The organism is Frigoribacterium sp. PvP121 (genome assembly GCF_017833115.1).
In the GTDB taxonomy this organism is placed as follows: domain Bacteria; phylum Actinomycetota; class Actinomycetes; order Actinomycetales; family Microbacteriaceae; genus Frigoribacterium; species Frigoribacterium endophyticum.
Window position 1 is genome coordinate 1463272 of record NZ_JAFIBR010000001.1, and the last position, 19602, is coordinate 1482873.

A 19602-nucleotide genomic window follows, 5' to 3' on the forward strand; every position below is an offset into this window, starting at 1 on the left:
AGCACGACGGTTCACTCCGAGACACGTTCTCTGACGAAGAGGTCACCGTGAACACCAGCACCCCCGACGGCTCGCGCGCCACCCCCGCGTCGACCGTCCGCCTCCGCCGCTCGCCCGCGGCGACCGCGCCCGACGCGTCCGCGTCGCCGACCCGCGGCGCGGCTCGCCGCGCCCTCGTCACGGCCGTCGACGCCGTCTGACCCCCGACCCCCGACGGGCGCTCACGCACCCCGTCGGTCCGTCCCCGTCGCGGCCCCGCCGCCGACCCGGACACGCTCCACCGGCCAGCCCGGCACGCCCTCCCGCGTGCCTCCCCGGCCGTCCGCACCACCGAGCACCACGCACGAGCACCACCCTTCAGCACCACCTCCACAGCATCACCATCCGTCATCGACGACGCCGTCGAGATGACACGGACACGAAGGAATCACCGTGAAGAACAAGAAGCTCATCGTCGGCATCGTCGCCGCCGGTCTGGCGATCTCCCTGGCCGGCTGCTCCGGCGGAGCGGGCGGCCGCGGCGGCGACAGCGGCAGCGGCAGCAGCGGAGGCGACAACTCCGGCGCCCTCGTCGGCGTCGCCATGCCGACCAAGGTCTCCGAGCGCTGGATCAAGGACGGCGACGCCGTCAAGAGCGCCCTCGAGGACAAGGGCTACAAGGTCGACCTCGAGTACGCCGACAACAAGATCCCCCAGCAGGTCCAGCAGGTCAGCAACATGATCACCAAGGGCGCCAAGGTGCTCATCGTCGCCTCGATCGACGGCGGCTCGCTGAGCGACCAGCTCGACTCGGCCGCGAAGGCCGGCATCAAGGTCATCTCGTACGACCGCCTCCTCACCGGCAGCGAGAACGTCGACTACTACGTGTCGTTCGACAACTACAAGGTCGGCGTCGACCAGGCCACCAGCCTGCTCACCGGCCTCGGCCTCGCCGACGCCGACGGCACGAAGATCGACGGTGCGGCCGCCAAGAACATCGAGGTCTTCGCCGGCAGCCCCGACGACAACAACGCGACGTTCTTCTTCAACGGCGCCATGGAGACCCTCAAGCCCTACCTCGAGGACGGCTCGCTGACGATCGGCTCCGGCCAGGACCAGTTCACGCAGGCCGCCACGCTGCAGTGGGACCCGGCGACCGCCAAGGCCCGCATGCAGAACCTGATCGCCTCGACCTACTCGGGCGGCACGAAGCTCGACGGCGTGCTGTCGCCCTACGACGGCATCTCGATCGGCATCATCTCGGCGCTCGAGGGCGCCGGCTACAGCGACTCGGCGCTGCCGATCGTGACCGGCCAGGACGCCGAGGCCGCCTCGGTCAAGTCGATCATCGCCGGCCAGCAGTACTCGACGATCTACAAGGACACCCGTCAGCTCGCTGACCAGTCCGTCGTGATGGCCGACGACATCCTCAACGGCAAGACGCCCGAGACGAACGACGACAAGACCTACGACAACAAGGCGAAGGTCGTCCCGACGTACCTCTTCCAGCCCACCATCGTCACGAAGGACAACTACAAGGAAGTCCTCGTCGACAGCGGCTACTACACCGAGGACGACCTCAAGTAGGTCACGCCCCCTCGGGGCGGGGGAGGCGCGGCTGACGCCAGTCGCGCCTCCCCCCTCCCCGGCCCCCTCAGCACCACCCACACGGAAGAAGGAACAGTGGCGAACACGATCCTGGAGATGCGCGACATCACCAAGACGTTCCCCGGCGTCAAGGCCCTGCAGGACGTCACGCTGGAGGTCGAGCGCGGCCAGGTCCACGCGATCTGCGGCGAGAACGGCGCCGGCAAGTCGACGCTGATGAAGGTGCTCTCGGGGGTCTACCCCGCCGGCTCCTTCGACGGTCAGATCCTCCTCGACGGTCAGCCCGTCGAGTTCAAGAACATCAACGACTCCGAGGCCGCGGGCGTCGTCATCATCCACCAGGAGCTCGCCCTGAGCCCCTTCCTGTCGATCGCCGAGAACATCTTCCTCGGCAACGAGCAGTCCAAGGGCGGCTTCATCGACTGGAACAAGACCAACCTCGACGCCGCGGGCCTGCTCGCCCGGGTCGGCCTCCGTGACAACCCCATCACGAAGGTCACCGACATCGGCGTCGGCAAGCAGCAGCTCGTCGAGATCGCGAAGGCGCTCTCGAAGAAGGTCAAGCTGCTCATCCTCGACGAGCCCACCGCCGCGCTGAATGACGACGACTCTGCCCACCTGCTCGACCTCATCAAGAGCCTGCAGGGCCAGGGCATCACGTCGATCATCATCAGCCACAAGCTCAACGAGATCAAGGAGATCGCCGACAAGGTCACGATCATCCGCGACGGCAAGACGATCGAGACCCTCGACATGCACGCCGGCGAGGTCTCGGAGGACCGGATCATCAAGGGCATGGTCGGCCGCGACCTCGAGAGCCGCTACCCGGCCCACGAGTCGTCCATCGGCGAGGAGCTCCTCCGCATCGAGGACTGGACGGTCCACCACCCGCTCGACGCGTCGCGCGAGATCATCCACCAGGCCAACCTGGCCGTCGCGGCCGGCGAGATCGTCGGCATCGCGGGCCTCATGGGCGCGGGCCGCACCGAGCTCGCCATGAGCGTCTTCGGCAAGAGCTACGGCACCGGCATCTCGGGCACCGTCTACAAGCGCGGCGAGAAGATCGACACCAGCACGGTGACCAAGGCCATCGCGGCCGGCATCGCCTACGCCACCGAGGACCGCAAGAAGTACGGCCTCAACCTGATCGACGACATCCAGCGCAACGTCTCCGGCTCCGCGCTCCGCAAGCTCGCGAAGCTCGGCTTCGTGAACGGCTCGGAAGAGAGCACGGTCGCCGAGCGCTACCGGAAGAGCATGAACATCAAGGCGCCCACCGTGGCGGCCGTGACGGGCAAGCTCTCCGGCGGCAACCAGCAGAAGGTCGTGCTCTCCAAGTGGATGTACGCCGACCCCGACGTGCTCATCCTCGACGAGCCGACCCGCGGCATCGACGTCGGCGCGAAGTACGAGATCTACACGATCATCAACCAGCTGGCCGACCAGGGGAAGGGCGTCATCGTCATCTCCTCCGAGCTCCCCGAGCTGCTCGGCATCTGCGACCGCATCTACACCCTCTCGGAGGGGCGCATCACGGCCGACGTGCCGATCGCCGACGCCACCCCCGAGTTCCTCCTGAAGTACATGACCCTCGAGCGAGAGAGCCCCGTCAATGAGCGCGCCTAGCCCCACCCAGGCCACCGAGCCCAAGCCCACCGGAACGGGGAACTCCTCGCCGCGCGGCCAGTCCGGCTCCGGCAACCCGATCACCGGCGCCGTGTCGTACCTGGCCGGCCAGCTGCGTCAGATCGGCCTGTTCATCGCGCTGATCGTCATCGTGCTGTTCTTCCAGATCACCACGAACGGCATCACGCTCGCGCCGATCAACGTCTCGAACCTGGTCGTCCAGAACAGCTACATCCTGATCCTCGCCATCGGCATGGTGATGGTGATCATCGCCGGCCACATCGACCTCTCGGTCGGCTCGGTCGTCGCCTTCACGGGCGCCATGGCCGGCGTCATGATCACCCAGTGGGGCCTGCCCTGGCCCGTGGCCGCCGTCCTCTGCCTCGTGATCGGCGCCCTGGTCGGCGCCTGGCAGGGCTTCTGGATCGCCTACTTCGGGATCCCGGCGTTCATCGTCACGCTGGCGGGCATGCTCGCCTTCCGCGGAGCGGCGCAGATCGCCCTGCAGAACCAGCAGATCTCGCCCTTCCCCCAGGGCTTCCGGAACATCGGCTCCGGCTTCCTGCCGGCGTTCGGCACGACGGGCTACGAGCCGCTGACGCTGATCCTCGGCGTGATCGCCTCGGTCGCCCTGATCGGCACGGGCCTCCGCGGCCGGGCGATCCGTCGCAAGTACCAGCTCGAGGACGAGCCCTTCCTGTGGTTCATCACGAAGATGGTCTTCACGGTCGCCCTCGTCATGTACATCGGCTTCCTCCTCGCCAGCTACTCGGGCACCCCGATCGTGCTGGTCGTCCTCGCCGTGCTCGTCGTCGTCTACTCGATGGTGATGAAGAACTCGGTCTTCGGCCGCCACGTCTACGCCATCGGCGGCAACCTCCACGCCGCCGAGCTGTCGGGCGTCAAGACCAAGCGCGTCACCTTCCTGCTGTTCGTCAACATGGGCGTCATCTCGGCCCTCGCCGGCCTGGTCTTCACCGGCCAGCTGAACCTCGCCAGCCCCAGCGCCGGCAACGGCTTCGAGCTCGACGCCATCGCGGCCGTCTTCATCGGCGGCGCGGCGGTCACGGGCGGCATCGGCACGGTCACCGGCGCCATCGTCGGCGGCCTGATCATCGGCATCCTGAACAACGGCATGTCGATCCTCGGCGTCGGCACGGAGTACCAGTCGCTGATCAAGGGCCTGGTGCTGCTCGCCGCGGTCGCGTTCGACGTCTTCAACAAGCGTCGCGCCGCGTCCTCCACCAAGTAGGAGGCGAGACGTCGACCGGTCGGTCGGTCGACGACACGAGGAGGCGCGGGTCGAGCTCGACCCGCGCCTCCGGCGTCCCCGCAGGGGGTCGCCTCCCCGCAGCACGGCCGGGCACCCGCCCGGCTCCCGGCCCTCGTTCCCTAGGATCGTCCCCGTGCCCACCCTCTTCGACGTCGCCAGGGCTGCCGGCGTCTCGCACCAGACGGTGTCCCGCGTCGTCAACGGCGACCCCACCGTCCGCCCGGTCACGAAGGCCAAGGTCGACGCCGCCGTCGAGGCCCTCGGCTACCGGCCGAGCCTCGCCGCCCGGGCCCTCGCCAGCCGCAAGACGCGCTCGATCGGCCTGATCAGCACGGGGTTCCCGTTCTACGGCCCCTCCAGCACGATGCACGGGTTCAACGGCGCCGCTCGCCGCGCCGGCTACCAGGTGTCGATGGCCACCCTCGACAGCGACGACGCCGACGGGGTCCGCCAGGCGGTCGACGCCCTCGTCGGCCAGGCCGTCGCCGCCGTCGTGCTGATCGCCCCCGACGCCGAGGCGCTCGACGTGCTGCGCTCGGCCGACGTCACGGTGCCGCTCGTCACGGCCGACAGCGTCGCCGACGACGGCCACCACCCGGTCTCGATCGACCAGGCGGCGGGCGCCGAGCGAGCCGTCGAGCACCTCGCGTCGCTCGGGCACCGGGCCGTCGCCCACGTCGCCGGGCCCGACGCCTGGATGGACGGCCGCGACCGCGAGCGCGGCTGGCGCGACGCCTGCGCCCGGCTGGGCCTCGAGGCGTCGGTGCTGCTCCGCGGAGACTGGACCCCCGCCTCCGGCCACGCCCTCGGGCGTGAGCTCGCCCGGCGCGACGACGTCACCGCGGTGTTCTGCGCCAACGACCAGATGGCGCTCGGCGTGGTGCACGCGCTCACCGAGGCCGGCGTCCGCGTGCCCGGCGACGTCAGCATCGTCGGCTTTGACGACATCCCCGAGGCGGAGCACTTCCTCCCGCCGCTGACCACCGTCCGCCAGGACTTCGAGGCCCTCGGCCGCCGCATCATGGACACGGTCGAGGCCGTGCTCGGCGGCGACGAGACGCCCGTCGCCCCGATGGCCCCCGAGCTCGTCGTGCGGCTCTCGACCGCGCCTCCCCGGCACTAGCCGACCCGCGCCTCCGACCGGGGGCGCGATTGCATGCGTGAGCGCTCACGTGGCACAATGTGAGCGCTCACTTTCACCACCATGACAAGGATGTTCCATGGCAGCGACCCCTGACCACGCCGACTCCCACGTCGTCGGCGTCGACTTCGGCACCCTGAGCGGACGGGCCGTCGTCGTACGGGTCTCCGACGGCGCCGAGCTCGGCAGCGCGACGTTCGAGTACCCCCACGCGGTCGTCGACCGCACCCTGCCCGGCACCGGCGAGCGCCTGCCGGCCGAGTGGGCCCTGCAGGTGCCGAGCGACTACGTCGACGTGCTGAAGAACGCCGTCCCGGAGGCCCTCGCCGCGTCGGGCGTCGACCCGGCCAGCGTCGTCGGCATCGGCACCGACTTCACCGCCTGCACGATGGTGCCGACCACCGCCGACGGCACCCCGCTCAACGAGCTGCCCGAGTTCGCCGGCCGCCCGCACGCCTACGTCAAGCTGTGGCGCCACCACGCCGCGCAGGGCCAGGCCGACCGCATCAACGAGCTCGCCCGCGAGCGCGGCGAGTCGTGGCTGCCCCGCTACGGCGGGCTCATCTCGAGCGAGTGGGAGTTCGCCAAGGGCCTCCAGCTGCTCGAGGAGGACCCGGAGGTCTACGCCGCCACCGAGCACTGGGTGGAGGCCGCCGACTGGATCATCTGGCAGCTGAGCGGTCGCTACGTCCGCAACGCCTGCACCGCCGGCTACAAGGGCATCCTCCAGGACGGCGAGTACCCGAGCCGCGAGTTCCTCGCCGCGCTCAACCCCGACTTCGCCGACTTCGCCGAGTCGAAGGTCGCCCACGAGATCGGGGCGCTCGGCTCCGCGGCCGGCACGCTGACGGCCGAGGCCGCCGGCTGGACGGGCCTGCCCGAGGGCATCGCCGTCGCGGTCGGCAACGTCGACGCGCACGTCACGGCCCCCGCCGCCAAGGCGACGCAGCCCGGCCAGATGGTCGCCATCATGGGCACGAGCACCTGCCACGTCATGAACGGCTCCGAGCTCGCCGAGGTCCCCGGCATGTGCGGCGTCGTCGACGGCGGCATCACCGAGGGCTTCTACGGCTACGAGGCCGGTCAGTCGGGCGTGGGCGACATCTTCGCCTGGTACGTCCGCAACCAGGTGCCGCAGTCCGCTGTCGACGCGGCCGAGGCCGCCGGCAAGAGCGTGCACCAGCACCTCACCGACCTCGCCTACGAGCAGCCCGTCGGGGCGCACGGCCTCGTCGCCCTCGACTGGCACAGCGGCAACCGCTCGGTGCTCGTCGACCACGAGCTCTCCGGCGTCATCGTCGGCCAGACGCTCAGCACCACGCCGGAGGAGGGCTACCGCGCCCTGCTCGAGGCCACGGCCTACGGCACGCGTCGCATCGTCGAGGCGTTCAACGACTCCGGCGTGCCCGTCACCGAGTTCATCGCCGCGGGCGGCCTGCTGAAGAACCGCCACCTGATGCAGACCTACAGCGACGTGCTCCGCCTGCCGATCTCGACCATCCGCAGCGAGCAGGGCCCCGCGCTCGGCTCCGCCATCCACGCCGCCGTCGCGGCCGGGGCCTACCCCGACACGCGCGTCGCCGGCGAGGCGATGGGCAGCGTCGACCGGGCCACCTACACGCCCGACCCCGACGCGGCCGACGCGTACGACGCGCTGTACGCGGAGTACCTGCTGCTGCACGACTGGTTCGGGCGCGGCGGCAACGACGTCATGCACCGTCTCAAGGTGATCCGCCGCGACGCGCTCGACTCGGGCCGGGCGGCGACCGACGCCGTCGACCCGACCCGCGCCTCCGGCGAGTCCGAGGCCCCGGCCGTCGAGGGGGCGGGCGCATGACCTTCATCGACCGCGCCACCGAGTCGGCCATCGACGAGACCCGCCGGGCCGTCTGCGACCTGCACGCCGAGCTGACCCGCTACGGCCTCGTCGTCTGGACGGGCGGCAACGTCTCGCAGCGCGTGCCCGGCACGAACCTGTTCGTCATCAAGCCGAGCGGGGTCGACTACGACGACCTCACGCCCGAGAACCAGATCCTCTGCCACCTCGACGGCACCGTCGTCGCCGGCAGCCCGGGCAGCGACCGCAGCCCGTCGAGCGACACCGCGGCGCACGCCTACGTGTACCGCCACATGCCGAAGGTCGGGGGAGTGGTGCACACGCACTCCACCTACGCCACGGCCTGGGCGGCCCGCGGCGAGGCGATCCCGTGCGTCATCACGGCGATGGCCGACGAGTTCGGCGGCGAGATCCCGATCGGGCCGTTCGCCATCATCGGCGACGAGTCGATCGGCGAGGGCATCGTGCAGACGCTCGAGGGCCACCGCAGCCGCGCGGTGCTGATGCAGAACCACGGCGTCTTCACCATCGGCAAGGACGCCCGCGACGCCGTCAAGGCCGCCGTCATGACGGAGGACGTCGCCCGCACCATCCACCTCTCGCGCCAGCTCGGCGCACCCCTGCCCATCCCGGCCGAGAGCATCGACGCTCTCTTCGACCGGTACCAGAACGTCTACGGCCAGAAGCCCTCAGGAGCCTTGTCATGAGCACCACCCCCACCCCGAACACCGTCGACCCCGTCGCCTTCCTCGCCTCGAAGCAGGTCTGGTTCCTCACCGGCAGCCAGGGCCTCTACGGCGAAGACACCCTCCGCCAGGTCGCCGAGCAGTCGAGGGCCATCGCCGACGAGCTCGCCGCCGCCTCCGACGTGCCCGTCGAGCTGGTCTGGAAGCCCGTGCTCACCGACGCCGAGTCGATCAAGCGCACGATGCTCGAGGCCAACCTCGACGACAGCGTCATCGGCGTCACCACCTGGATGCACACCTTCAGCCCGGCGAAGATGTGGATCGGCGGCCTCGACGCCCTCCGCAAGCCGCTGCTGCACCTCCACACGCAGGCGAACGTCGAGCTGCCCTGGGGCGAGATCGACTTCGACTTCATGAACCTCAACCAGGCCGCGCACGGCGACCGCGAGTTCGGTTACGTGCAGACCCGCCTCGGCGTCGCCCGCAAGACCGTGGTCGGCCACGTCAGCGACCCCCGCGTGCAGCACCAGGTGGGCACGTGGATGCGCGCCGCGGCGGGCGCCGCCGCGATGCGCTCGCTCAAGCTGGCGCGCTTCGGCGACAACATGCGCTTCGTCGCCGTCACCGAGGGCGACAAGACCGAGGCCGAGCTGGCGTTCGGCGTGCAGGTCAACACCTGGGGCGTCAACGAGCTGGCCGAGGCCGTCGCGGCCGCGCCGGAGCAGGCCGTCGACGACCTCGTCGCCCTGTACGAGCGCGACTACGACGTCGCCCCCGAGCTGCGCGCCGACGGTGCCCGCCACCAGTCGCTGCGCGACGGCGCCGCCATCGAGCTGGGGCTCCGCTCCTTCCTCGAGGCGGGCGGCTTCAGCGCCTTCACGACCAACTTCGAGGACCTCGGCGCGCTGAAGCAGCTGCCCGGCCTCGCGGTGCAGCGCCTCATGGCCGAGGGCTACGGCTTCGGCGCCGAGGGCGACTGGAAGACCGCGGTGCTCGTGCGCGCCGCCGCCGTGATGGGCGCCGGCCTGCCGGGCGGCGCCTCCCTCATGGAGGACTACACGTACCACCTCGTGCCCGGCGCCGAGAAGATCCTCGGCGCCCACATGCTCGAGGTGAGCCCGACGCTCACCGCGGGCCGCGCCTCCCTCGAGGTGCACGAGCTCGGCATCGGCGGCAAGGACGACCCGGTGCGCCTGGTCTTCACGGCCGACCCGGGCGAGGCCGTCGTCGTCGCCATGAGCGACGTCCGCGACCGGTTCCGCCTGACGGTCAACGTGGTCGACGTGGTCGCCCCCGACGCCGACCTGCCGAACCTGCCCGTCGGCCGCGCCGTGTGGGAGCCCCGCCCGTCGTTCGCCGTGTCGGCCGAGGCCTGGCTGACCGCCGGCGCCGCCCACCACACGGTGATGTCGACGGCCGTCGGCCTGGAGGCGTTCGAGGACCTCGCGCGCATCCTCGAGACCGAGCTGCTGATCATCGATGAGCACACCACGATGCGCGAGTTCAGCCGCGAGGTGCGCTGGAACGCCGCGTACCACCGCCTGGCGCGCGGGCTGTAGGCGCCCCCGGGCCGGAGGCGGTCCGCACCTCCCTGAACGGGGTGCGGGCCGCCTCCTCTGCGTCCGGGCCCGTGTCGAGGGCTCAGGAGGGAGGCGCCGCCCGTGCCGCGCGACGACCGCCCGCGCCGGTCGCTCCTGACTCGTCGACACGAGGGGGCACGGCGTAGGGCACGGCGCGGAGCGCGGGGCGCGGGGCCCGGTGGCTCGGCTCCGCGACGGGCGTCGGGAACACGACCCGCGCCTCCGTGGTTGGGCCCACCATGACCGTTCCCCTCTCGATCCTCGACCTCGCTCCGATCGCCCCCGGCGAGACCGCCCGCGACAGCTTCGCGGCCTCGGTCGCCCTCGCCCAGCAGGCCGAGGCGAGCGGGTACCGACGCGTCTGGTACGCCGAGCACCACAACATGTCGTCGATCGCGTCGAGCGCGACGTCCGTCCTGATCGCCCACGTGGCGAGCCAGACGTCGACCATCCGCCTCGGGTCGGGCGGGGTCATGCTGCCGAACCACTCGCCCCTCACCATCGCCGAGCAGTTCGGCACCCTCGAGACGCTGCACCCGGGGCGCATCGACCTCGGGCTCGGCCGGGCCCCCGGCAGCGACCAGGCCACGTTCCGCGCGCTGCGCCGCGACCCCGCGTCGTCCGAGCGGTTCCCCCAGGACGTCCTCGAGCTGCAGGCGTTCCTCGCCGGGGAGTCCCGCGTGCCCGGCGTCAGCGCGACGCCGGGGGCCGGCACGGCGGTGCCGCTCTACATCCTCGGCTCGTCGCTCTTCGGCGCCCAGCTGGCCGCGGCGCTCGGCCTGCCCTACGCGTTCGCGTCGCACTTCGCGCCCGACGCCCTGCACCAGGCGGTCGCCACCTACCGCCGCGAGTTCCAGCCGTCGGCCCAGCTCGACCAGCCGTACGTGCTCGCCGGCGTCAACGCGATCGCGTCCGACGACGCCGACGACGCCCAGCGCCAGTTCGCCGAGATGAAGCGGGCCCGCCTGATGATGCTGCTCCGCCAGAGCGGCCAGGTCACCGTCGACCGCACCTTCAGCGACGACGAGCTCGACCACCTGCTCCGCACGCCGGCCGGCGGCCACGTCGCGAGCATGACGACCTACACGGGCGTCGGCACCGGCGACGAGGTGGCCGACTACGTGAGCCGGTTCGCCGACAGCGCCGACGCCGACGAGGTCATCGTGGCGCACGCGTCGCTGCGCACCTCCGACCGGCTGCGCTCGGTCGCGCTGCTCGCCGAGTCGACGGCGCGGGTCCCCGCCTAGCCGGTCGCGCCGCGCGGCCCGCTCAGGCGGTCGCCCCGCGCGTGCCCGCCCCGGCGGCGGTGCTGCGGCTGCCTGCCCCGCCGGTCACGGCGCGACGTACAGCCAGAGCAGCACCGCCGCCACCGGCTGCAGCACGAGGCTCGCCCCGAGCAGGCTGCGGCGCAGCCACGGCCGTTCGCCGATCGCCCGCGTGCCGAGCAGCGGCGTCAGCGGCATCAGCAGGCGGAACAGGCTCTGCTGCGGCAGGAACACCGCGAGCAGGTAGAGGCCGAAGCTCACGACGAAGCCGTGCACCTCGTGGCCCAGCTGCACCGTCGAGCGGCGGCTGAGCCACCAGGCCGCGAGGGCGACGATCAGCAGCACCAGGGCGATGCCGGCGACCCCGAGCCAGCGCCCCGCGAGCAGGAACCACGGCGTGAGCGGCACGAAGTCGGGGCGCCCGACGTAGTCGACCCACCACGCCATCTCGGTCTGCAGGTAGGCGTCGGGCTCGCCCGTGGCGAGGTGCGCCACGACGGGCCAGGCCAGCCCCGCCGCGGCGACGACCAGCCCCGCGACGACGATGCGCGTCAGCTCGCGCCGGTCGAGCGCCGCGCGCTCCGTCCGCCAGCGCACGACGAGGTGGATCGCGAGGGCGAGGGCGAGCGCCAGCGCCCCCGGCCGGGTGAACGCCGCGACCACGCCGCACAGCAGCACGAGCTGGTACTGGCGGCGCTGCAGCGCGAGCACGCCCGAGAAGAGCAGGAAGAGCGACAGGCTCTCGGCGTAGCCGACGCTCAGCACGTACGACAGCGGGCCGAAGCAGAACAGCAGCACGGCCCAGAACGCGCTCCGGTGCCCGACGCGGGGCTCGAGGAGACGGTGCAGCACGATGACCGCGCCGGCCCCGGCGGCCGTGGCGATCAGCACCGAGGCGACCGCGAAGCTCATGCCGGTGGCGACCATGAGCAGGTGGCAGAGGGTCGGGAACACGGGCAGGAAGGCCCATTCGTTGGGCAGCACTTCGCCGGCCGCGTCGGTGGGCAGCGCGCCCGGGTAGCCGTGCAGGGCGATGGTGCGGTACCGGTCGCTGTCCCACGAGACGGTGAAGTCCAGGAACGACCGCTCGCTGCCGGGCGTGACGAAGGCCGCCCCGGTCAGGGTCGCGACCTCGTAGACCACGAACAGGATGGTCGTCGAGAAGACGCGCGACACGAGGTACAGGGCGAGCAGCCCGGGCCAGCGGCCGGAGAAGCGGCCCGCCAGGTCGAGGGACGGCCAGCGGAGCGACCTGCGCCGGAGGTCGACGGAGGTGCCGGAGGCGGTGGTCGCCTCGCCGCTCATCGCGCGCTCCGTCGGGGGGTCATCCCGACGACGCTACCAAGAGGGAGGCGCGACCGCCTGGTCCCGATGTCGTCACGGAGCCCGACGACCGTGCACCATGGGACGATGCCCCTGCCCTCGCTCGCCGCCCTCGGCATCGATGCCGTCACCGCCGACGTCTACGAGTTCGTGCTGTCGAGCGGCGACACCGTCGACGTCGGCACGATCGCCGCCGTCCGGGCGCTCGACGTGGCGACCGTGGTCACGGCCCTCGAGCAGCTGCGCAACCTCGGCCTCGTGCACCGGACGGCCGACGGCACGGTCGCTCCCGACGGCACGAGCACCGCCGGCTACGGGGCCGTCGACCCCCGCGTCGCCGTCTCGGCGCTCGTCGCCGCGCGCGACGCGCAGCTCGCCGACGCCCGGACCGCGGTGACCGACCTCGGGGCGCTCTTCGACGACGGCCGCCGCCAGGCCGACCCCTCGGGCTCGACCACCGTCCTGGCCGGGCACGCCGCCGTGGGCGACTGGTACTCGCGCCTGCAGCACCGGGCGCGCCACGAGTTCCTGGCCTTCGACCGTCCGCCCTACGTCGTCGCGACGAACGAGTCCGTCGAGCGCGGCGCGCTCGGCCGCGGCGTCCGCTGGCGGGCCATCTACACGGTGGCCAGCTTCACGGGCGACGGCAGCCTCCAGGGCATCCACCGGCTCGGCGCCCACGGCGAGGAGGCGCGGGTCACGCACGACCTGCCGGTCAAGCTGGCGGTGGCCGACCGGGCCGTCGCCCTCGTGTCGGTGGGGCCCCTCGACGACCCGACCGCGCCTCCCGAGGCCCTCGTCACGGAGTCGCCGGCCCTGATCGCGGCGCTCTGCGACCTGTTCGAGTCGCGCTGGCGTACCGCGCTGCCCGTGCCCGCCCTGCCCACGGCCTCCGTCGACGGCTCGCCCGACTGGGCCGAGGTCGCCGCCCGGCTCGCGGCGGCGACGAGCGGCGACGAGGGCGCGGTGCCCGAGGGCGCCCCGACGTCGTCGCGCCCGCCGACCGTCGACGAGCGCGACCTGCTGGCCCTGGTCGCCGCCGGCGCGACGGACGAGGTCATCGCGGCGCAGCTCGGCGTCTCGCCGCGCACGCTGCGGCGCCGCCTTCGCGACCTCTTCGACGAGCTCGGCGCGAGCAACAGGTTCCACGCCGGCGTCGAGGCGGCACGTCGCGGCTGGGTCTGACGGGGCCCCGACGGGGCTCGTCGACCCGCTCGGCCAGCTCCCGCCCAGGCGGTTCCCCGGGCTCGCCCAGCACCGTCGCCAGGGGGTCACCAGGCGGACACCGCACGTACCCCGTCCCGTTGCGCGGAGGTAAACATCGTGGCCGGGTGAGGTCAGTGGCCTGCTCCGGCCAGGTCCCCCCGTAGTGGGGTCGGCGCATTCTCAGGTAACTCTTACGGGAGACCGCGGCACGGGCCGCGGCATGCGAAAGGCACCCGTGATGAGATCGTCCGGCCGTCGACGGCCGTTGTACCCCACCGCCCTGCTCGTGACCGGCCTCGTCGCCGCCGGGGCGATCGCGCTCCCGGCGACCGCCGCGTCGGCCGCCGACGGACCCGTCGTCGTGAGCGACTCGGAGTTCACCGACGGCAGCTACGTCGTCACCCTCCGCGACCCGGCGGTCACCGCCTACGACGGCGGCAAGTCCGGCTTCGCCGCGACGGCGACGCCCGACGAGGGGGTCGACCTCACCGACGCGGCGACGTCGAAGTACGTCGAGCACCTGCAGAGCGAGCAGGAGGCGGTGGCCGGCTCGGTCGGCGTCACCCCCGTCGCCACGTACCAGGTCACCACCAACGGCTTCGCGGCCGACCTCACGGCGGCCCAGGCGAAGCAGCTCGTCGGGTCGTCGAAGGTCGCGGCCGTCGTCAAGAACGAGATCCTGCACACGACGGCCGTGCCGTCGACCGACTACCTCGGCCTCTCCGGCGCCGGCGGCGTCTGGGGCACGCAGGGCACCGGCGAGGGCGTCGTCGTCGGCGTCATCGACACCGGCATCGCCCCCGAGAACCCCTCCTTCGCCGGTGACCCGCTGACCGCGACGCCGAGCGACACCGTGCCCTACACGACCGCGGCGGGCATCTCGTACGAGAAGTCCGACGGCGGCACCTTCACCGGCGTGTGCCAGCGCGGCGAGACGTTCGACCAGAGCGACTGCAGCACGAAGATCGTCGGCGCCCGCTACTTCCTCGGCGGCTTCGGCGAGGACCGCATCGAGACCGCCGAGAACGGCGAGTACGTCTCGCCCCGCGACGGCGACAGCCACGGCTCGCACACGGCCAGCACGGCTGCTGGCAACGCCGACGTGCCCGTGACCATCAACGGCCGTGACTTCGGCGTCATCTCCGGCGTCGCCCCCGACGCCAAGGTCGCTGCCTACAAGGTCTGCTGGACGGGCAAGGTCTCGGCGAACGTCGCCGACGGCTGCGCCACGGCCGACCTGCTGAGCGCCATCGACGCGGCCACGGCCGACAACGTCGACGTCATCAACTACTCGATCGGCGGCGGCAGCGCCACGTCGACGAACTCGCTGACCGACCAGGCCTTCTACAACGCGGCCGCCGCGGGCATCTTCGTGGCCGCCTCGGCCGGCAACTCCGGCCCCGGCGCGTCGACCCTCGACAACGCCGCCCCGTGGATCACCACCGTCGCCGCCAGCACCATCCCGAGCTACGACGCCACCGCACAGGTGACCGGCCCCGACGGCGTCGTCACGAACTACCTCGGCGGCTCGACCTCGCTCTCGACCGACCCGGCCGGCGTGACCGGCCGCTTCGTCGACGCGCTGTCGTCCGGCCTGCCCGGCGTCGACCAGACCGCCCTGTCGTACTGCACCGGCGGCACCCTCGACCCGGCGCTCGTCACGGGCACCGTCGTGCTCTGCGACCGCGGCGTCACCGACCGCACGGCCAAGTCGGCCGAGGTGCAGCGCGCCGGCGGCATCGGCATGGTCCTGGTCAACAAGACCCCGAGCTCGGTCGACGTCGACGCCCACGTCGTCCCGACCGTGCACGTCGACGCCGGCGCCGGCAACGTGAACTACACCGCGCTGCACGCCGCCGCCGCCCCCGGCACCTCGACCGTCACGCTCCTCGACGGCAACCCGACCGGCCAGCCCGAGCCCGCCACCCCGCAGGTCGCCGGCTTCTCGTCGCGCGGCCCGGTCGAGGCCGACGGCGGCAACGTGCTGAAGCCCGACGTGGCCGCCCCCGGCGTCGCCATCCTCGCCGCCGGCGCGAACGCGGAGGGCGCCGCGGCGACCTACGAGTTCCTCTCCGGCACGTCGATGTCGTCGCCCCACGTGGCCGGCCTCGCGGCGCTCTACCTCTCGGTGACGCCCACCGCGACTCCCATGGAGGTGAAGTCGGCCATGATGACCACCGCCGGCGACACCGTCGACACCACGGGTGCGCCCTCGCAGGACGTCTTCGCCCAGGGCGCCGGCCAGGTGCAGCCCGCCGACATGTTCGACGCCGGCCTGCTCTACCTGAGCGGCGTGGCCGAGTGGGACAGCTACATCGCCACCCTCGGCAGCGCCGAGGGCTCGCAGCTCAACCAGGCCTCCATCGCCGTCGGCGCGCTGCTCAACTCCACGACGGTGACCCGCACCGTGACGTCGACCGGGGCGGGCACGTACACCGCCCAGCCCGTGTCGCTGCCCGGCGTGGCCACCACCGTGTCGCCCTCGACCCTGTCGTTCACGGGCGCCGGCCAGACCGCCTCGTACGAGGTGACCTTCTCCCGCACCACCGCCGCGTACGACCAGTACACGACGGGCTACCTGACCTGGACGGACGGAGGCGCCCACACGGTGCGCAGCCCGCTCGCGGTCCGCCCCGTGGCCGTCGACGTGCCGAGCGACATCACCGGCACCGGCGTCACCGGCAGCGCCGAGGCGCCCATCACCTCGGGCGGCGACCAGACCCTGGCCCTGTCGGCCGAGGGCCTGGTGAAGGGCGAGCGGACGAGCGGCAGCGGCACGGTCGGCGACTTCGACTACGTCGACGTCACGGTCCCGGCCGACACGCAGTTCGTGCGCTACCAGCTGACGGCCGGCGGAGCGGACGCCCCCGCGGTCGACGAGCCCGTCGACTTCGACCTGACGCTCTACGAGCTCGACGCGACGGGCACCCCCGTGGCGATCACCGCGACCTCCGCGACCTCGGCCGCGGACGAGCAGATCGACATCACGGAGCCCGAGGCCGGCAGCTACCTGCTCGAGGTCGCGTACTACTCGGGCGGCGAGACGATGACCTACGACCTCGACGCGTACACGCTGATCCCGTCGGCGTACACCGGGTCGTTCGCGGTCTCGCCGACCACCCTGACGCTGGCCTCGAACCAGGAGGCCGTCGTGACGGCGTCGTGGACGGGCCTCGAGCCGGAGTCGCAGTACCTCGGCCGCATCGTCTACGGGGCCACCGGGCGCGTCACCTACGTGACGGTCGACTCCGGCCCCGCGGTCACCGCGCCCGTCGACCCGGGCACGCCCGCCCCGGCGCCCGGCGACCCCGGTGCCGGTGCCCCCGGCACGGGTGCTCCCGGCGCCGGCGGAGCGGGCGGCACGGGCGGCGGGAACGCCGCGCCGGCCGCCAGCGACCTCGCCTTCACCGGCCAGGACGTCGCCCCGATGATCGCCGCGGGCGTGGCCCTGCTGCTCGCCGGCCTCGCCGCCGCCGTGATCGGCCGACGCCGCCTCCGCAGCGTCGCCGTGACGGAGCGCACGCCGGAGGCGTAGCGGCCCGACGGCCGACGGCCTGAGGGCCTGACGGCCGACGCGACCGGAGGCGGTCCGCAGCTCCCTGGGGGAGGTGCGGGCCGCCTCCGTCGTGTGTCGGGCCGACCACGCTGTCCTCCGCGCGCAGCCTGCACCTGGTGGAAACATCGAGGGACTAGGTTCGTCACTCGTGGACGACGAGACCGGCAACACGATGCGCGTGGTGAGCTACAACCTGCGCGAGCACACCGCCAAGCACGAGATCCAGGCCCTCGCGGAGGACCACACGGCCGACGTGCTGTGCCTCCAGGAAGCCGACACGAACGACATCCCCGAGTCGTTCGGCGCGTACACGCTGGCCGCGTCGACGCGCAACAACCGGCTGGGCCTCGCGGCCTACTACCGCGCCGAGCGCTTCGAGCTGCTCGGCACCAACGTCTACGCGTTGAAGAAGTCGATGCACGACCGCGTCATGTCGCCCGCGCACGAGCGCCTGCTGGCCATGCACCTGCACGACCGCCTGTCGGGGCAGGACGTCCTGATCGGCTCGTTCCACGCGGCGCCGCTCACCGCGACGAACGGCCTCCGCAAGAAGCAGGTCGAGTCGGCGCACCAGCTGATGCGGGCGCTCGCCCCGGGCGTGCCGATGCTCATGGTCGGCGACTTCAACTACCCGTGGTTCCACGGCGGGCTGAAGAAGCGCATCGAGCGCGACGGCTTCACGCTGACCCGCAGCAGCACCCCCACGTACCTGGGCTACCGCTACGTGAAGGGCCACTTCGACTTCGCGACGAGCTACGACCTCACCATCGAGGACGTCGTCACGCTGCCGGCCGGGGTCAGCGACCACCGGCCGATCCTCGTCCGCGCGCGGGGGCTGGCGACCGCCTGACCGCCGCGCCCGCACGCACGACGCCGCCCGCCCCGATCTCGTCGGGGCGGGCGGCGTCGTGTCGGCCGGGGGCCGTGGTCGGTGCCCCCTCGGGGGCGCGACCGGCGTGCGGGAGGCGCGGGGCGACTCCCGCAGGAGCGGCTAGGCCGCCAGCGCGAGCGCGCCGGTGCTCACGGCGTACGCCTGCACGATGGTGCGGCTCGGCTCGCGGCGCCAGCTGCGGCCGGGGATGACCCAGCCCTGGGCGCCCTCGACCGTGACGGCCGAGCCGACGCGGACGGCGTCGGTGACGACGTCGGCCCAGGCGCGGACGACGAACTCGGCGCCGCGGTCGTCGACGACGACGAACTCGACGAGGCGGGGGGTGGACGGGGAGGGCTCGGTGGTGACCGTGCCCGAGACGGTGATGATGTTCTCGTTCATGATGTGTTTCTCTCGGTGCTCTTGCTCTGTGGCACGCAGCGCGGGGCGTGCGTGGTCCGCCGTTCTCGGCGGGTCGGACGGTGCGTCCGCAGGTCGGTGACCTGGTCGGGCCTCGCTCTCGAGCGACGGACCGGTGAGTAGGCGAGCTGGTGAGGCCCGGACCGGTGGTGCTCGTGAGGCTGTTCGATCCGGCCTGCGTGTGGACGACAGGCCGTGGATCGGGGACGATCTGAGAGGATCATCGCCAAGCGACTCATGACTGTACCACGACGCGGCCGAGAGAACCAGGGGCGTTGGCCGGGACGCCGTCGGGCGCGAGTGGTTGCCTGGTGTGCATGACCACGATCCCCACCATCACCCTGAACAACGGCGTCGAGATCCCCCAGCTCGGCTTCGGCGTCTACCAGATCGAGCCCGACGAGACGAAGGACGCGACGCTCGCCGCCCTCGAGGTCGGCTACCGCCACATCGACACCGCCGAGATGTACGGCAACGAGGCCGGCGTCGGCGAGGCCCTCCGCGCCTCCGGCCTCGACCGCTCCGAGGTGTTCGTCACCTCGAAGCTCAACAACGGCTTCCACCGCCGCGACGACGCGCTGAAGGCGTTCGACGGAACGCTCGACGCCCTCGGCAGCGACTACGTCGACCTCTTCCTGATCCACTGGCCCCTGCCGACCACCGACGTCGACTACCTCGAGACCTGGAAGGCCCTCGAGGAGATCCACGCGACCGGCCGTGCCAAGGCCATCGGCGTCTCGAACTTCCAGCAGGCGCACCTGCAGCGACTGCTCGACGAGTCCGACGTCGTGCCCGCCGTCAACCAGATCGAGGTGCACCCCTACCTCACGAACGACTCGCTGCGCCTCTTCGGCGTCGAGCACGGCATCCACACCGAGGCCTGGTCGCCCATCGCCCAGGGCAAGGTGCTCGACGACCCGACCCTCGTCGAGATCGCGGAGCGCGTCGGCAAGTCGACCGCGCAGGTCACCCTGCGCTGGCACGTGCAGCGCGGCGACATCGTCTTCCCGAAGTCGGTCACGCGCAAGCGCGTGGAGGAGAACTTCGCCCTCTTCGACTTCGAGCTGAGCGACGCCGACGTGGCCGCGATCACCGACCTCGACAAGGGCGAGCGCACGGGCCCCGACCCCGACACGTTCGACTACATCCCGTCCTGATCCCGCCCGGGGCCCGCGACCGCGGGCCCCTCGCGGCGTCGATCGCACCAGCGCCGACCGGGCGCGGCACCCGT

At 72.2% G+C, this 19602-nt stretch carries 16 protein-coding genes; 13 read left to right on the forward strand and 3 right to left on the reverse strand.

What is annotated here, in order from left to right:
* Window positions 1–47: 47 nt before the first annotated feature.
* From JOE43_RS06835 to araA, 8 genes are all read left to right on the forward strand, one after another.
* Window positions 48–200 carry a hypothetical protein gene (locus JOE43_RS06835; RefSeq protein WP_209516242.1) on the forward strand — a complete coding sequence of 51 codons (153 nt, stop codon included), beginning with the start codon at window positions 48–50 and terminating at the stop codon, window positions 198–200.
* Window positions 201–432: 232 nt separating this feature from the next.
* On the forward strand, window positions 433–1566 hold the full coding sequence (gene chvE / locus JOE43_RS06840) for a multiple monosaccharide ABC transporter substrate-binding protein (protein WP_307803269.1): 1134 nt from the start codon (window positions 433–435) through the stop codon (window positions 1564–1566).
* Between the two features lie 96 nt (window positions 1567–1662).
* Complete coding sequence (gene mmsA / locus JOE43_RS06845; protein ID WP_167258311.1) at window positions 1663–3213, forward strand: multiple monosaccharide ABC transporter ATP-binding protein; 1551 nt, start codon at window positions 1663–1665, stop codon at window positions 3211–3213.
* Complete coding sequence (gene mmsB, locus JOE43_RS06850; RefSeq protein ID WP_167258313.1) at window positions 3200–4465, forward strand: multiple monosaccharide ABC transporter permease; 1266 nt, start codon at window positions 3200–3202, stop codon at window positions 4463–4465. The genes mmsA and mmsB overlap by 14 nt, the downstream gene beginning before the upstream one ends.
* 154 nt (window positions 4466–4619) lie before the next feature.
* Window positions 4620–5609, forward strand: a complete 990-nt coding sequence (locus tag JOE43_RS06855) for a LacI family DNA-binding transcriptional regulator (protein ID WP_209516245.1) — start codon at window positions 4620–4622, stop codon at window positions 5607–5609.
* Between the two features lie 97 nt (window positions 5610–5706).
* Entirely contained in the window at window positions 5707–7464 is a 1758-nt protein-coding gene (gene araB, locus JOE43_RS06860) for a ribulokinase (RefSeq protein ID WP_209516248.1), read from the forward strand.
* Window positions 7461–8171, forward strand: a complete 711-nt coding sequence (locus tag JOE43_RS06865) for an L-ribulose-5-phosphate 4-epimerase (RefSeq protein ID WP_209516251.1) — start codon at window positions 7461–7463, stop codon at window positions 8169–8171. The genes araB and JOE43_RS06865 overlap by 4 nt, the downstream gene beginning before the upstream one ends.
* The gene (gene araA / locus JOE43_RS06870; protein ID WP_209516254.1) at window positions 8168–9709 is read left to right on the forward strand and encodes an L-arabinose isomerase; all 1542 of its coding nucleotides are present in this window, start codon (window positions 8168–8170) and stop codon (window positions 9707–9709) included. Before JOE43_RS06865 ends, araA begins: the two co-directional genes overlap by 4 nt.
* A gap of 82 nt (window positions 9710–9791) precedes the next feature.
* On the opposite strand, the gene JOE43_RS06875 is transcribed toward araA, so the two are convergent.
* A complete protein-coding gene (locus JOE43_RS06875) occupies window positions 9792–9971 on the reverse strand; it encodes a hypothetical protein (protein WP_209516257.1) in 180 nt (59 codons plus the stop codon).
* Between JOE43_RS06875 and JOE43_RS06880 the strand changes: the two genes are divergently transcribed.
* On the forward strand, window positions 9970–10977 hold the full coding sequence (locus JOE43_RS06880) for an LLM class flavin-dependent oxidoreductase (protein ID WP_209516260.1): 1008 nt from the start codon (window positions 9970–9972) through the stop codon (window positions 10975–10977). The genes JOE43_RS06875 and JOE43_RS06880 overlap by 2 nt on opposite strands.
* An 84-nt stretch (window positions 10978–11061) precedes the next feature.
* Here JOE43_RS06880 and JOE43_RS06885 read toward each other — a convergent pair whose 3' ends face one another.
* Complete coding sequence (locus JOE43_RS06885; RefSeq protein WP_209516264.1) at window positions 11062–12300, reverse strand: mannosyltransferase family protein; 1239 nt, start codon at window positions 12298–12300, stop codon at window positions 11062–11064.
* A gap of 105 nt (window positions 12301–12405) precedes the next feature.
* Here JOE43_RS06885 and JOE43_RS06890 point away from each other — a divergent pair, with 105 nt between their 5' ends.
* The 3 genes from JOE43_RS06890 (at window position 12406) to JOE43_RS06900 (ending at window position 17930) form a co-directional block, all read left to right on the forward strand.
* Window positions 12406–13503 (forward strand): LuxR C-terminal-related transcriptional regulator, encoded by a 1098-nt coding sequence (locus JOE43_RS06890; RefSeq protein ID WP_209516266.1) that lies wholly within the window; start codon window positions 12406–12408, stop codon window positions 13501–13503.
* 259 nt (window positions 13504–13762) lie between these two features.
* Window positions 13763–17059: a S8 family serine peptidase gene (locus tag JOE43_RS06895; protein WP_209516269.1), complete on the forward strand. Its 3297-nt coding sequence runs from the start codon at window positions 13763–13765 to the stop codon at window positions 17057–17059.
* Between the two features lie 169 nt (window positions 17060–17228).
* Window positions 17229–17930, forward strand: coding sequence for an endonuclease/exonuclease/phosphatase family protein (locus JOE43_RS06900; protein ID WP_307803270.1), 702 nt, complete (start codon window positions 17229–17231; stop codon window positions 17928–17930).
* Window positions 17931–18071: 141 nt separating this feature from the next.
* Here the strand turns inward: JOE43_RS06900 and JOE43_RS06905 are convergent, their stop codons facing one another.
* Window positions 18072–18353 carry a hypothetical protein gene (locus JOE43_RS06905; protein ID WP_056052773.1) on the reverse strand — a complete coding sequence of 94 codons (282 nt, stop codon included), beginning with the start codon at window positions 18351–18353 and terminating at the stop codon, window positions 18072–18074.
* Window positions 18354–18688: 335 nt separating this feature from the next.
* Between JOE43_RS06905 and JOE43_RS06910 the strand changes: the two genes are divergently transcribed.
* The gene (locus JOE43_RS06910; RefSeq protein WP_056052777.1) at window positions 18689–19528 is read left to right on the forward strand and encodes an aldo/keto reductase; all 840 of its coding nucleotides are present in this window, start codon (window positions 18689–18691) and stop codon (window positions 19526–19528) included.
* Window positions 19529–19602: the final 74 nt, after the last annotated feature.